Below are 14,904 nucleotides of genomic sequence, written 5' to 3' on the forward strand. Positions count from 1 at the left end.
CCACGCTGCGCTATCGACAAGCTCAGTACAAGTCTTGCCCGCTAATCATCAAAGACGGGCAAGATACCATTGGATAGCGAACGCGAGAGCGTCCCGGAGGGAACTAGTGCTGCTCCTTTTTGTCAAGCTGCATCCCAATTATTGGGTTTAAAGCCCCGGTAGTATGTAAATTAGTTGTCCACTTAACTCGAATAACCTACAGTCCCCCTGATTTGAGGGTTTTTTTCTCTCTTTCAACTTTCTCAACTTGCTGGGGAGCTGCCGCTACTGTAAATAATATTATGGCTTCATCAAAATTGATCTGACTATTTTTAAAGTCACCCATTTTCTGATATGTTAAACCTAGTTGAAAGTAAGCTTCTGCTAAATCACATCTGTTACCACTGATTTTATGGAATATTTCTATTGATTGTGAATGTTTGAAAAGTGCTTCTTCAAAATTATCTTGGATTCGATACAGTTCTGCTAAACCAGTTAAAGCTTTAGCTACAAGCGGATTATAGTGAGAATTATAGTTAAGTTCTTGAGCAGATTCTATCCATCCATAGGAACTTTCTGCTTGAGAAAATTCTATCGCTGCATTATATATTTTAAAAGATTTTTTAATGTTTCCTAAATTTTTGTAAATTAGACCTAACTTTAATAAAGCATATATTTTACGCCATTTGCAAAAATTCACTTCAGTTTCCAAGCCTGCATTAATTAGTAAAGTTTCTAAATTAAGTATAATATAATATACTATTTCCGCAAAAATTCCTGTAAAAAGCGAATAATATACTTTTTTAACCAAAGATTGAGGAAGAATGTATTTTTCTTCTGTATTAAAGTACGAGTATAACAAAGCTAAATGTAGCCACACGGTTACTTGATATTTTTCTATTTTTAACTTTAAATTTTTATCTCCTTTTTGGATTATATTTTCTATCCATGATTTGGTCGGTTCTAAAATATTTATGGCTGCTTCCAGTTCCCAGATATCTATGTAGTAAAAGGATAAATGGATTTGATTTTTAACTATCAATAATACAATCTCATCATAACTTATGTCTATTTGATTATTTTCAAAATCATTTAAAATACAATTTGCCATTGCTAGTGATTGATTCAAATAATTAAGCGCTATATTCATATTTCCTAGCACTAAATTTATTATGCCTTCAATACTATAAATACTTGCTAGTAGATATTCAGATTTTATCTTCTCTTTTAGTAAATTCAGTATAGATATTACTTGTGTTAATGCTCCCATTCGATAGTAAGAAAAAGCCAGCATTTCATCAAATGACCAGCAACCATTTCTTCGTTGAATAATTATATATCCAGCTTGTTCAAAGTCATGAATACATTCATAATGATAATAAGCTTCAAAAGCTTTCTTCGCATCCTCCATGGTGCGAATGTTTTTCACACTACCTCTCCAAAATTCGGCTGCTTTTCGGTTAACTTCCTCCCATTCTTGACTTGATTTTAACCTTTTTATGCTCTCTTCTTTAATCACTGTATGCAGCCAATACTTGCCCTTGGCAAATTCAAACAAACGCAAATTTTTTAAAGATCTAATTATATAGATACACTTTTGCTGGTCAGGAATATGCCACAGCAAAGCTAGTAAGGCATCTTCAGTCACTTGTGGTATATCCTGATAGCGATAACATCCTAACCGACACAGTAACTTATAAGCATTTGGATTTAAACTTTGCAATCGGTTAAATTGATTAACAACTAAATTTTTTAATCCTGGTTCCACCAAAGTACAATTTTCTTGCCAATAAGCAGTTGCATCCCCTTCATAATCTGTTTCTATTGACCCAAGCAAGATATTCATAGCTTTGGCATTACCCCCATATTTTATGTGCATTTCTTCTAGTAAAGAAATATCAATCTTAACTTCGTGAAATGCCAAAAATTCTTGCCACGCTGATACACCTAATTCACTTAAATAATAATGATAAATTATATCAATACGGTCATCAAATAAACGTTCTCTACTAGTAATTATCGTAAATGACTGCACAGTTGCATCAGCTAAAACCCTGAATAATTCTAGATAACGACTATGATTTTGAATGAACCTACCATGTTTATCTAGTGCAGGTTCTAAGCTATCAATTAATATCCCGACTTGGCGATTTTGCAAGTGTTTTTTTAATCTTGCGAGTGTAATACCAAATTCCCTGCCTGGTTCTTCTTCAAAGTATTGTTTCAGCCATTCTTCAACTACGCTTTCAACGCTAGTGATGTTCTCTGCCTCCCTAGCCATTTCTAGGGATAAAACTAAATCAAACCCTTGATTATCTAAGTATTGTCTAGCTAAAGTTGTTTTACCTAGTCCTCCTGGTGCCTGAATAACAATCATTTTTTGATGTTGATTGATTAGAGTATTAAGTCTTGCTAAGTCATCGTCTCTCCCAAAAAAATTAGAATGTTTGTTCTCAACAGGAAAGAAGTCTTGATGGCAACTCTTCGCATTACTTATATCTTTTACAGCTAGAATAACATCTACGTTGTGCTTGTATGGGATGTTTAATGTCTTAAATAGTAATTTAATTGCATACTCTTCAACATTCTGCTTTGTTAAAATTCTACGAACCGTATTACTACTTATACTTTCACCAGTATTTTCCATCTGTTTCTGTATCCACGTAATTCTATTACGTGGGTTCACGTGGTTTTCACTAAGAGTATTAATTATTTTTTCCTCACCTAACTCGGTTAATAAGTATGTCTGGCGATTTCTGGGGATTTTCATCATTCCTGGAGTTTAGAGGATGTTTGAAAAGTTTTTAATGTATAAACTGACCCCTCTCCAAACCTCTCCCCTGCAAGGGGAGAGGCTTTAAAACCCCCATTCCCTTGTAGGGAAGGGGGGTAGGGGGGTTAGGTTTTTGGAGATTATGGGTTTCATATAATACTTTTCAAACAACCTCTTAGAGGATGTTTGAAAAGTTTTGAATGTATAGACTGACCCCTCTCCAAACCTCTCCCCTGCAAGGGGAGAGGCTTTAAAACCCCCATTCCCTTGTAGGGAAGGGGGGTAGGGGGGTTAGGTTTTTGGAGATTATGGGTTTCATATAATACTTTTCAAACAACCTCTTAGACTAAATCGGTAATTCAACTGAAAAAAATCATGAATTTAAGGAAGTTAAAGACTATTATACCAAGTTTATTTTTTCTTTATAAATAGCTACAACCAAATTATAAAGCGATTTCCAGAATTATTATTAATGAACTTTACTTAACTTGCTTAAATATACACATACCATGCAGAAATAGTGAGTTAATAGCAATTAGATTACTGGTTATCAACAACTATGTGTAATACATGAATTAATACACATAAATGTGTGGGTGAATAAGTACATAAGTAAAAATGTTGCAGTCATGATTGAATTACTGGCTTTTGCAATTCCTGTTTATTTGATGGTTTATATTCGTTATGGTTGGAAATTTTGGCATGGGTTTAGCTGGACTACTTATCATAAAACTCCTTTCAATCGGATCAAACTTACATTGATATGGCCTGTTTTATTTTGCGTTAATAGAAGATTTCGCCGCAATTTTGAAAGGGCTATGAGACAATATTAGCGGTATGCACTTGAATAAAATACAGTGATTAAATTTTAGGCATTGCTGATTTTGGGTATGATAGGGGAAAGGTGCGATTCCTATAGCGATAGCGAAGCGCTGCTGCAAGCAGATCGCTAATTAGGACAATAATTACTATTATTTGGATAAAGAGTTGGCACATCTGCAAATTTGAGATAGTGAATTAATAATTGAATAGAATATCGGAGCATTTCCTTAGACTTAGAATAACAAAGAGTTTTTCGATGTAGCCTAGCCAAATAATGTTTTAATCTTGTATTCTCATCTTCTACTCTAGTCATGTATATTTTGCGCTCATTTTATAGGTATCAGATGGTGTTTATATGTCCTCTCACAATTTCTATTTATTCTCCAATGAAACCTTTTGGATACTTTGGCAGGAGCATCAAAACTACTTATATCGTTGCTGTGTCAAATGGATGGGTAGCTTTGCTGATGCAGAAGATGCTCTCAGTCAAGCGATGTTCAAAGCCCATGAGAAAATCCGTAATTTTAGCTTAATCAGCAGAAGCCCCACGTCTCACGCTTAGGAGCGTGGGATGAATGCGCGTGAGTTGAGTTGCGTAGCCTGACTTATATTTGAGCGTAGCGAAAACAAAGAAGGCTACAGCGACGAGATGAACAAATTTTATTCTTCGGGTTGATTTTGATTTTCAATATATTTGCGTAATGTTGATATAGTAACGCCTCCACAACTAGCTACAAAATACGACCCGTTCCAAAAAACATCTTTCCAGTAAATCTTTGCTAGATGTTCTGAAAATTCTTGACGTAACTTTCTAGAAGAAACTGACTTCAAATTATTAACTAATTTACTCAATTCTATATCAGGATGATATTGGAATAAGCAATGGATATGATCCTCTTCACCGTTAAATTCTACAAGTTTGCAATCCCATTTAATTAAAAGTTCTTCTAAAATAACGTGAAGCCGTACCAGCATCTCACCTGTAAAGGCTTTCCGTCTATATTTGGTTGTTAAAACTAAATGCACTTTTAAATCACTTACCGATCTACCTTTGGACGTAAAATCATTTTTCATGAGCATCTTGACGTATTTTTCTAATCAGCGTATACTAAAAAAGTAACACCAATTATTGAAAAAGGCAATATACAAGTGAGGATTTCGTACCAATATAAAATTAAACCAACAAAAGAACAAGCCGAAAAAATTGATACCACACTAGAAAAGTTGCGGTTTCAATACAATTATTTGCTTGCTCGAAGGTTTGATTGGTACGAACAAAACCGTTCTCCAATTGATAGATGTTCTTTGATTTGTTGCCACTTGCCAGAATTGAAGGATAAGCCGAGTTACTATAGCCAAAAAGCATCATTAACCCAACTTAAAAAAGACCGTCCTTGGTATAAAGACATCTATTCCCAAGTATTACAGGAAGTGCCTAAGAAAGTTGAGTTAGCTTTTGACCGTTGGTTAAAAGGTGATGTTAATGGTAAAAAATCTGGTAAACCTAGATTTAAAGGCAAAGGTCAATACAAAACTTTTACTTATCCTCAATTTAAACGGCATCACTTTGTTAACAATATAATCACGCTATCAAAAATAGGTGATATAAAAGTTATTGTTCATCGTCAAATACCAGATGGTTTTGATATTAAAACTGTTTCTGTCACAAAAAAAGCCGATGGTTATTATATCACTTTAAGCCTTGACGACAAAACAGTTCCAACTATTAAACCTGATTTTGACGCTAATAATATTGTTGGAATTGATGTAGGGTTAATAGATTTTTATGTTGCTTCTGATAATACCAGAGTTGCAGCACCTAAATTTCTAAGGAAAGCGGAACGTAAATTAAAAGCTGCACAACGTCGTGTTTCTCGCAGGAAAAAAGGATCTAATCGTCGTAAAAAAGCTATTAAAAAACTGGGTATTCAACATAAAAAAGTTTCTGATACCCGCAAAGATTTTCACTTTAAAACTGCAAATACTCTACTCAAAAAATATGATGTTATTGCTGTTGAAAAGCTGAATATAACAGGACTCGCTAGAACAAGATTGGCAAAAAGTATCAATGACGCTGGATGGGGACAGTTTATCGCTATACTTTCAAATAAAGCCGAAAATGCTGGTTTGAAAGTGATAGCTGTAAATCCAAATGGCACGAGCCAAGAATGTTCTAGTTGTGGCCACAAGGTCAAAAAGCCGCTATCCCAAAGAATGCACAATTGTCCTGTATGTCATACAAGTTTGTGCAGGGATCTAAATGCCGCTATAATTATCAAGAACCGTGGGACACACGGTCTTAAAGCTCAGTCAATGTCTTCATAGAAGAGTCGCTGAGAAGCCCACACTCACCTGAAAGGGAGTGTGTGGAGTATGTCACCGGTAATATTAAAAGCTTTAAGGCATGGTTAACCCAACTAACCCATAATGTCTGTATGGATATACACAGAAAAGATGATCAGCGAGCAAAACAAGTTGAGAGTTGGGAATTTCAGGAGGAATTAGTTAGTCACGAAGAAACACCGATTCTTTTGACTACCCAAGAAGAACTAGAAAATTTTTTTGAGGTTGTGATAGATGAGTTACCTTCTCGACTGCGAGAAACGTTTATTCTGCACTTTAAAGAACAACTTTCGTACCAAGAAATTGGGGAAAAACTAAATATTTCCTATGATAATGTCCGCAAGCGCATTTCCCAAGCACGGGCAATTTTAAAACAGCGATATCATCAAGATTTTCTGGGAGAAGAGAATAGATACTCCACAGATTTACAATCGTTTAGATATCAGGTTGCTTCCCAGTCTAGAACTAGGAAGAAATCTGAGAATATGATCAAAAGAAAAGTTGATATTGATGATACTTCTGTTTTATCTGATCAGTTAGAAATAGTGCCAATAGTGGAGCAGGAAAAATCAGAACCAGCGGTTACTGTTTCTCCAACTGTTGTCGCGGATGTTCAATCTAATTTGAATAGAGAGGTTGAAGAGATTGAGAAAACATCTGATGTCAATGAAGAATATCTACTTAGAAAAGTTGGAGATTTTTGGCAGTGTGGTAATCTTCAGAAAATTGTGCAGTTAAATCATAAACTTAACTGGGGGAAAAGTCTTGTGAACTCTACCCGTTGGGCATTGTTTAGCCGACTTCAAGAAACTGGTTTACCCGTTTTCACTGGTTCTGGTGGTCCAACTAAGTTCAACCGAACTAGATTAAAGTTTCCTAAAACTCATTGGCTAGATGCTGCTTGTGTTGGACAAATTGGAGAATTGGAAATTTTAACGAACAAGCCTTTGCTAATCAAAGCAACAGGGCATGGAACTCGTCAAATGTGTCGGACTGACAAGTTTGGTTTTCCATCTCGATATGTGCCGAGAATTAAATTTGTTAAAGGTTTTCAGACCGGTGATATTGTGAAAGCAATTGTTACTACTGGGAAGAAAATCGGTAAATATATTGGTCGTGTTGCAGTTAGAGCAACAGGTTCTTTCAATATTTCTGCATCAAAATTAGTTCAGGGTATTAGTTAGTGCGATTCGTTGTTAGCTGAATCACGGTATCCAGCCCGTACATAAGCTAACCAACCCAACTCTAGTAATAGAGGAAAGGTTGAACTCTCGGTCTGATATGGGTGTAAGTCCCATCTACCAGACTCAGGTATGACTCCCTATCTGCCTACGATGACCCGACTCGGTTTCGGGAGGTCGAAGCTAGGAACAGGGCGCAATCAGACATCCGTTGTGGGGTGACACTGGTGCTAATGGGGAGTTCCTACGGTGAAACAGAGCCTCAAAAAGCAACTTATGCCTAAGCAGGACACAACAATAAAACCTGACTTCATTAGAGCTAAAAACCCCGCCGAACCTTTAACTAAGTATCGGCAAGAGTCCAGGGGTTCTAATAGTTGAAATGGCTACACCTAACGGAACTAACAATCAACCGAGGGAACGAATAAAAACGGGTTGATGGTCTAAGGGCGGTCGAACCCTAAGTAGGCTGGACGAGCAGCGGAAATCCCTCAATTCGGGTAGGACAGACCGTAATTGGTCTGAGGTGTTCAGAATACACAAATTGGAGCAGAGCATGATTGGACACAGAGACAACTCTAGTGAATCTTGGAAGACGTTACCGTGGAAGAAATTCCGCCGTAACTTATTCCGCCTACAAAAACGAGTGTATAAAGCGGTTCAAGTTGGAGACAAGCGTAAAGCAAAGTCCCTACAAAAGCTGATTCTGAAATCAACCGCAGCAAGATTACTGGCTATCCGTCAAGTATCACAGCTAAACGCTGGGAAAAAGACCGCAGGAATTGATGGCAAAAAGTCCCTTACCTTTAAGGAACGCTTCGAGCTTAATGAACTGCTAAAAGCATCCGTTAGCAACTGGAAACACCAGCGGCTAAGAGAAATACCTATCCCCAAAAAGGACGGTACTACCAGGATACTGAAAATCCCTACTATTGCGGACAGGGCATATCAGTGCCTTATCAAGTACGCATTAGAACCAGCACACGAGGCAACGTTCCACGCATACAGCTACGGGTTTAGGACAGGACGCTCGGCACATGATGCACAGAAAATCCTGTTTAACAATCTACGTTCAGCTTGCAATGGAAAAGATAAACGAGTTATAGAACTCGATATCGAGAAATGCTTCGATAGGATAAACCACACTGCCATAATGGATAGACTCATCGCTCCTAAGAGCATAAGACAAGGAATTTTCCGATGTCTCAAAGCCGGAGTCAACCCAGAATTTCCTGAACAAGGAACACCCCAAGGGGGCGTGGTAAGTCCACTTTTAGCCAACATCGCCTTAAATGGGATTGAAAGTATTCATAGATATCATGTGATATCTAAGAACAGAATTACAGACAAAACCTCAAGGGAACAGATTATAGAGCCAACAATCCGTTATGCGGATGACATGGTAATAATACTCAGACCCCAAGACGATGCCACAGAAATACTTGACAAAATCAGTCAGTTCCTAGCAGAGCGGGGAATGAAAGTCAGCGAGAAAAAGACAAAGCTAACCGCCGCGACAGATGGGTTTGATTTCCTCGGCTGGAACTTTAAAGTCCAGAAAAACGGAAAGTTTAGATGTGTCCCTTCAGTGGATAACTTTAAGGCTTTTCGCAAGAAAGTAAAACACATCGTCAACAACTCGAATTATGGTGCTACCACAAAGGCGGAGAAATTAGCCCCTGTAGTTAGAGGTTGGAGGAACTACCACCGCTTCTGCAAGATGGACGGGTCAAGGTTCTCCCTATGGCACATCAATCACAGAGCATTTAAGGTATTCAACAAGGAAACTAAACAGAACCGCCTTACTAGCCAGGTGCTAATAAAGAAGGCATTCCCAGCAGTCCCTTACTCCGAAAACAAACATATCAATGTCAAAGGTGAGAAATCACCCTACGACGGAGATTTGAGTTATTGGAGCGAGCGTAACAGCAAGCTCTATAACAACGATACCTCTAAAGCCCTTAAACGGCAAAGCCATAAATGTGGTCATTGTGGACTGAAATTGCTCAATGATGAGAAGGTACATTTACATCATATAGATGGAAACCATAAGAATGGTAAACCTAAAAACCTTCTAGCAATTCACGAAAGCTGCCACGATTATACTCACATGAGCAAACGCAAAAGCTAAGAACGTCGGAAGCTGGGTGCAGCGAAAGCTGCACGCCCAGATTTAACAGAGAGGGGCGGGAAATAATATTCCCCCTCGACTCTACCTAAATACTGCAAAATCATTCACCGCAAAGATGGCTATGATTACGCATTTTAAGATTGACGGGGATTAAAATCCCTTGAGTCGCTTCCCTCTCAGCCCTAAAGGGATGGTTCCTGAGCAGTTCGACAAGCTCACTGTAAGACTTGTCGAAGGACTGAGTTTCCCACTTTCCACGAGGTTTTATGATGAATCTTCGTTGTCTTGCCTTAGTTAGTGCTATTTGGCTGCGGAAAACGTCTAACTACTGAGTAGATAAAATATGATTGCATATTTTGCTGATCTCACTTTCACCTACAAGGGATAAAAAAACCTAATGAAAAATCTTCGTCGTCTTGCTCTAGTTAGTAGTATTGCCGCGCTCAGTGTTGTGGCTTTCAACCCCAAAGCCCAAGCAGAAACTGCGGACGTTACGTACTCAGGTACTATCCCATTCACTTGCTCCTTTAGCTCAACTACAGCTGGCACCTTAGAAGGAAGAGGAGGCTGGATTGAAGCCGCTACTAACATTCCTGGTTTTGATAAAGGTACTTCAGGTACAACAACTCTTAGTTGTAATGGTCCCGCTACGGTAAGCCCATCAGCTCCCAGTAAGTTATCAGCACCTGCGGGATTTGATGATAGCAACGCCCAATCTCTTATTTACATCGAGGACAACGCTAATGGCAGTAAGTTTGTAAGCAATTCCAATGGCAATGGCCCATGGCTGGCTTACGCATCCTATACTGCTGGTATACCTATTCCTACTAATACACCTCGTGTTCTTCAGGTCGGTATGGCTACTGGATCAGGTAATGGTAGTGTTGTGGCTGGGAACTATAGCTATAAAGTTACTGTTACCGCTGTTAGTAACTAGAACAGAGTCCATAAAAAGCCTAATTCCTGAATAAAAGTAGGCTTTTCAAGGACTCGCTTTAGTTATCTTGTTTTTGGCAAGGATTGGATGCCTGGGTTTAAGCTCCAATCCTTGTCCTATTGTATTGCAGATAATTCTAGTTGATAAAAATTAAGTATGGAAATTTCTTGTAAGAAACTAATTTTATACCCTTTGAGTAGTATTGTGTTTTCTACCTTTTTATTATGGGGAAATGCTGCTAAAGCTGATGTTGCTGTTGCTCCACTGGTAATTGAAACCGCAGCTAAACAGGGACAAGCGCAGGGAACAATTACGGTGACAAATGGAGATGCTAAAAGCTTCCGCGCCCGTGTTTATACTCAACCTTTTACCTATGATTTACAAACTGGATTTAAACTTTTAGATGCCAGTCCTTTCGATTTAACTCCCTATTTGCAATTTTCCCCACGAGAACTGCAAGTTCCTGGTACAGATAATCGTCGTATCCGGTTTGTTGTGCGCTTTCCTCCCAGTTTACCCGATGGTGAATATCGAGCGATGTTATTCACAGAAAATTTAGAAGCGACTTTTCAGGAAGAATCAGGTACAAATAATGGGGTGATTTTTAAAACAGCAATTGTCCCCAGAATAGGAGTAGCTGTTTATGTTCACAAGGGCAATATTTCTCACAATTTGACTGCGGTTAATGCTAGATTTGATTCTAAATCGCAGCAACTCCAATTATTGGTTAAAAATAGCGGAAAAGCTAGTGTAATTACTCAGGGAGAATGGACGATTAAAAAGGGAGATAAACAAATTTATAGTGGTAGAGGAATGGATACAACTGTCATTACTGAAGGGGAACGTTATCTCACTGTTGATTATTCTAATCCTGCTAAGAAAATTCAATTAGAACCAGGAGAATATCAACTTTCTGGTAATTTAGGATGGGGTGTAAACCAGACCAATAAAATTCCATTTAGTGTCAAATTTATTGTTCCCTAAAAATTCATTGATTAAGACGATTTTCATTGGCAAATATCCGATAAAAACCGTCTTTTTTTGATTTGACCTAGTTTAACAGTGTTTTTAAAGATTAATAATTATCTAAAAATACTTTGCTTTTTTAATTTAGTTAGTTGTAGTTTTATTGGTAAAAATAATTTAATTTTAGCAGCAGAATTACCTAATCAAATTTCTTTGAATGAAGAAAATAGTCAAAAGCAAATACTCATAAAAACTCTCCTGGAAAATATTTCCCAACCAAAATATTTTGGAGATGAAAAATTACCAATATTTTTAACTCAAACAACTTCAACACCGCCAAAAGATGATCATGCAACAACATTTATTATTGGCTTAAATGCCGGCAAACGCAATATTAGAGATGGGGTTTCGGTGCGGGGTGAAGTTAAGGACAAAGACGCGATTAATTTTGACAATTGGTTAATTCCTTATGATGATGTTCTGCAAACATTAAAGTTTACTTCTAAAAGTATATCAGATCATGAGGTTGAGTTGCGATCGCCTTTTAAAGTTATTCATTTTGATACTAATAAACTGCATAATGATCCAGAATTAGGATTAGTCCTTTCTACCAAAGAAATTAAAGATATTTTCGGCATTGAATCTAAATTTGATTGGCGGGAATATGCTATTGTTTTTGATGTTCCTGAAATCAAGTCTGACAACAGTAATAATATTGAAAAAAAGCCTGTTATCATCACAGGATTACCGAAAATTTCTCCTCCCAATATCACATTGAGTATGGTGGAACAAAGGGCTAATTTAACTGGTACAACCACTTCAGATTTAAAGAACCAGGGTACATTATCAGCGGTGGGAACAATCCTTGATAGTAGTTGGTTTCTGCGGCTAAATCAAAGTGATATTACAGATAGTAAAACTTGGCAATTATCAGATCTACAAATTCTTAAACAAAGAGATTCTAGTGATTATTATTTAGGTTCACAACCAACTTTTTGGACAAGTTCAAGTGGGGGAGATTTTTGGGGATTTACTACTATTAAACGTTACGGTTTTTCTCCCTTTCCTACCTATGGTAGTGGTAGTGCCAATATTGGTCAAAGATTACAACCAGAGCAGATTTCTGGAACTGTAACAGGTCGCGCTCCTCCAGGAACTTTAGCACGTCTTGTTAAAGGTTTATATAATCCTAATCTGATAGCTGAACAGTTAGTTGATAGTTCAGGAACTTACCGTTTTGATAATGTTCCTGTGGGTAGACAAATAGGCACAAATTATCAAGTTTTATTATATGCCGATGGAGTTTTAACTGCTAAACCACGAGTTGAAGATGCCCGGTTTAATTTATTACCTGAACAACTGTCTATAGGAACATCAGCTTTAATAGTTTCTGGGGGGTGGAAACGACATTTAAATAATAATGATTTTCTGGGAGACTTTACCCAATTTAGTGGAGGAATCAAGCAAAGATGGGGATTAACAAAGGATTTAACTGTAGGTTTAGGGGGTATATATGACTCATCTTTTCAAGGTTTAACAGAGCTTTTTTATCAGCCGCAAAAGTCTCCTTTTAGAGCAAATATTTCTGGTTTAATGGGAGATAAGATCAAGATTAATACTAATCTTAGTTGGGAACAATCTCCTTTAAAAGTTACTGTTTCTAGTGTAATAGCAGATGATATCAAGCTAAATACCAATGTAATTTGGGATGGTAATCCTAATTTTTATGCAACATTAAGTAATGATTTAAAATCTACTCGCTATACTTTCGATTTCCAAATCTCAAAGCACCTCAAATTTAATAGTAATGGGGATTTAAGCAAAGATAAAAATTTTGGTGTAGGCTATTCTTCTAGTAGTCGTAATTCTTCTACTTCTGCCCTGGTGAATATTAATACAAATGCTCAATTAAATTGGAGTTTAAATCAAACTTTAGGCAAGTTATCCTTTAATCATAGTGGTAATCAGTCCAGCACTTCTTCCCAACTATCTTATGTATTTAATCCTTCCCAGTCCTTAATTTTTCAATATGAAACTCTCAATTCTTCTCAAAATGCTAATTTACTAAGTACATATTGGCGTTATACTTCTCCCATGCAAACTAAATACGGTGAAAATCTTTGGCAAGGTGAATTAGGTTATAGAATGGGTTCTTTGGGAACAGGACTTTATGGAACGCTGGGAACAACTATTTTACCAGGTATTTTGTTACAGGCACGTTATGAAGGAGTTTCTCTAAATTCTGATCAAAGTAGTTTGAGTATTCAACTGGTTTCTAGTTTGGGTTTTCAAGGGGGGATAACTCCGGGTGATAGACAAATCGAACGTTTTCGCACTCAAGGAGGTTTATTAATTAAACCTTTCTTAGATCGTAATAGCAATGGAAAACGAGATCATAATGAAGAAATATATCATGATAATTCTGATTTTCTCATGATCAATAATGAGCCTGTAACATCTTTGCAACTTGATATTCACAAAGATAATTTAATTGTCCGTCTTCCCCCCGGAACTTATCGTGTAGACTTAGATCCTGCTGGTTTTCCTCCTGACTTTCAACCTGCAATTAGTACCTTTGCTGTGCAAGTGGTTGAGGGAAGTTATACACCTATTCTTATTCCCTTGCAACCTGCCTACACTCTAGCTGGAACTTTGACAGACTCCAAAGGAACCCCTATTGCTGGTGCTAAAGTTGAAGCTATTGATAATAGTTCCAAATCATCAGTTATATCTATTACGAATAATGCAGGTGTTTTCTATTTAGAACAGTTGCGACAAGGAACTTATCAGTTAAAAGTCAATGGTAAATCTGCCGAACCTAATACAATTACAATTAAAGCAGATGCTAATACTTTACAAGAGTTAAATTTAAAATTACCTTAGAGGATGTTTGAAAAGTATCAGAATTAATCGAGATCCCCCCAACCCCCCTGACAAAGCTACAGTGTACACACAAGTCTTCTAGAGTTGCCCCACAACGTTTAGATCCCCCCAACCCCCCTTAAAAAGGGGGGCTAAATTCTTCAAAGTCCCCCTTTTTAAGGGGGATTTAGGGGGATCGGATCACGTTTAGCATCCTGTCTAGAGATGTGTGTACACCGTAGCCTTAAAAAGGGGGGCTAAATTCTTCAAAGTCCCCCTTTTTAAGGGGGATTTAGGGGGATCGGATCACGTTTAGCATCCTGTCTAGAGATGTGTGTACACCGTAGCTTAAAAAGGGGGGCTAAATTCTTCAAAGTCCCCCTTTTTAAGGGGGATTTAGGGGGATCGGATCACGTTTAGCATCCTGTCTAGAGATGTGTGTACACCGTAGCCTTAAAAAGGGGGGCTAAATTCTTCAAAGTCCCCCTTTTTAAGGGGAATTTAGGGGGATCGGATCACGTTTAGCATCCTGTCTAGAGATGTGTGTACACCGTAGCCTTAAAAAGGGGGGCTAAATTCTTCAAAGTCCCCCTTTTTAAGGGGGATTTAGGGGGATCGGATCACGTTTAGCATCCTGTCTAGAGATGTGTGTACACCGTAGCTTACAAAGGGGGGCTAAATTCTTCAAAGTCCCCCTTTTTAAGGGGGATTTAGGGGGATCGGATCACGTTTAGCATCCTGTCTAGAGATGTGTATACACGGTAGCTTAAAAAGGGGGGCTAAATTCTTCAAAGTCCCCCCTTTTTAAGGGGGATTTAGGGGGATCGGATCACGTTTAGCATCCTGTCTAGAGATGTGTGTACACGGTAGCTTAAAAAGGGGGGCTAAATTCTTCAAAGTCCCCCTTTTT

Annotated in this window: 10 protein-coding genes and 1 pseudogene; 8 read left to right on the forward strand and 3 right to left on the reverse strand. The window is 37.7% G+C overall.

All coding sequences use genetic code 11. The features are described 5' to 3' along the window. Positions 1 to 196: 196 nt before the first annotated feature. Positions 197 to 2,626, reverse strand: a complete 2,430-nt coding sequence (locus tag EZY12_09800) for a tetratricopeptide repeat protein (protein ID QSX69838.1) — start codon at positions 2,624 to 2,626, stop codon at positions 197 to 199. A gap of 755 nt (positions 2,627 to 3,381) precedes the next feature. Here EZY12_09800 and EZY12_09805 point away from each other — a divergent pair. Continuing rightward, entirely contained in the window at positions 3,382 to 3,585 is a 204-nt protein-coding gene (locus tag EZY12_09805; GenBank protein ID QSX70608.1) for a hypothetical protein, read from the forward strand. Positions 3,586 to 3,701: 116 nt separating this feature from the next. Here the strand turns inward: EZY12_09805 and EZY12_09810 are convergent. Then, positions 3,702 to 3,890: pseudogene (locus EZY12_09810) on the reverse strand (IS1 family transposase). A 39-nt stretch (positions 3,891 to 3,929) separates the two neighbouring features. Between EZY12_09810 and EZY12_09815 the strand changes: the two are divergent. Continuing rightward, positions 3,930 to 4,136, forward strand: a complete 207-nt coding sequence (locus EZY12_09815) for a sigma-70 family RNA polymerase sigma factor (protein ID QSX69839.1) — start codon at positions 3,930 to 3,932, stop codon at positions 4,134 to 4,136. A gap of 98 nt (positions 4,137 to 4,234) precedes the next feature. Here EZY12_09815 and tnpA read toward each other — a convergent pair whose 3' ends face one another. After that, positions 4,235 to 4,648: an IS200/IS605 family transposase gene (gene tnpA / locus EZY12_09820; protein QSX69840.1), complete on the reverse strand. Its 414-nt coding sequence runs from the start codon at positions 4,646 to 4,648 to the stop codon at positions 4,235 to 4,237. Positions 4,649 to 4,723: 75 nt separating this feature from the next. Here tnpA and EZY12_09825 point away from each other — a divergent pair, with 75 nt between their 5' ends. From EZY12_09825 to EZY12_09850, 6 genes are all read left to right on the forward strand, one after another. Further along, positions 4,724 to 5,899 (forward strand): transposase, encoded by a 1,176-nt coding sequence (locus tag EZY12_09825; GenBank protein ID QSX69841.1) that lies wholly within the window; start codon positions 4,724 to 4,726, stop codon positions 5,897 to 5,899. Between the two features lie 41 nt (positions 5,900 to 5,940). Further along, positions 5,941 to 7,101, forward strand: coding sequence for an RNA polymerase sigma factor (locus tag EZY12_09830; protein ID QSX69842.1), 1,161 nt, complete (start codon positions 5,941 to 5,943; stop codon positions 7,099 to 7,101). Positions 7,102 to 7,654: 553 nt separating this feature from the next. Further along, positions 7,655 to 9,229: a reverse transcriptase N-terminal domain-containing protein gene (locus EZY12_09835; GenBank protein ID QSX69843.1), complete on the forward strand. Its 1,575-nt coding sequence runs from the start codon at positions 7,655 to 7,657 to the stop codon at positions 9,227 to 9,229. 397 nt (positions 9,230 to 9,626) lie between these two features. After that, a complete protein-coding gene (locus EZY12_09840; GenBank protein QSX69844.1) occupies positions 9,627 to 10,166 on the forward strand; it encodes a hypothetical protein in 540 nt (179 codons plus the stop codon). Between the two features lie 156 nt (positions 10,167 to 10,322). Then, positions 10,323 to 11,150 (forward strand): hypothetical protein, encoded by an 828-nt coding sequence (locus EZY12_09845; GenBank protein ID QSX69845.1) that lies wholly within the window; start codon positions 10,323 to 10,325, stop codon positions 11,148 to 11,150. Positions 11,151 to 11,228: 78 nt separating this feature from the next. After that, positions 11,229 to 14,015, forward strand: coding sequence for a carboxypeptidase regulatory-like domain-containing protein (locus EZY12_09850; GenBank protein ID QSX69846.1), 2,787 nt, complete (start codon positions 11,229 to 11,231; stop codon positions 14,013 to 14,015). Positions 14,016 to 14,904 lie beyond the last annotated feature (889 nt).

It is taken from the genome of Dolichospermum sp. DET69, assembly GCA_017355425.1.
Lineage (GTDB): Bacteria > Cyanobacteriota > Cyanobacteriia > Cyanobacteriales > Nostocaceae > Dolichospermum.

What these genes read in the sequence shown, in the direction of transcription:
- EZY12_09800 (QSX69838.1), bottom strand. Translation starts at nt 2,626, where the DNA reads ATGGAAAATACTGGTGAAAGTATAAGTAGTAATACGGTTCGTAGAATT.
- EZY12_09805 (QSX70608.1), top strand. Translation starts at nt 3,382, where the DNA reads ATGATTGAATTACTGGCTTTTGCAATTCCTGTTTATTTGATGGTTTAT.
- EZY12_09815 (QSX69839.1), top strand. Translation starts at nt 3,930, where the DNA reads ATGTCCTCTCACAATTTCTATTTATTCTCCAATGAAACCTTTTGGATA.
- tnpA (QSX69840.1), bottom strand. Translation starts at nt 4,648, where the DNA reads ATGAAAAATGATTTTACGTCCAAAGGTAGATCGGTAAGTGATTTAAAA.
- EZY12_09835 (QSX69843.1), top strand. Translation starts at nt 7,655, where the DNA reads ATGATTGGACACAGAGACAACTCTAGTGAATCTTGGAAGACGTTACCG.
- EZY12_09840 (QSX69844.1), top strand. Translation starts at nt 9,627, where the DNA reads ATGAAAAATCTTCGTCGTCTTGCTCTAGTTAGTAGTATTGCCGCGCTC.
- EZY12_09845 (QSX69845.1), top strand. Translation starts at nt 10,323, where the DNA reads ATGGAAATTTCTTGTAAGAAACTAATTTTATACCCTTTGAGTAGTATT.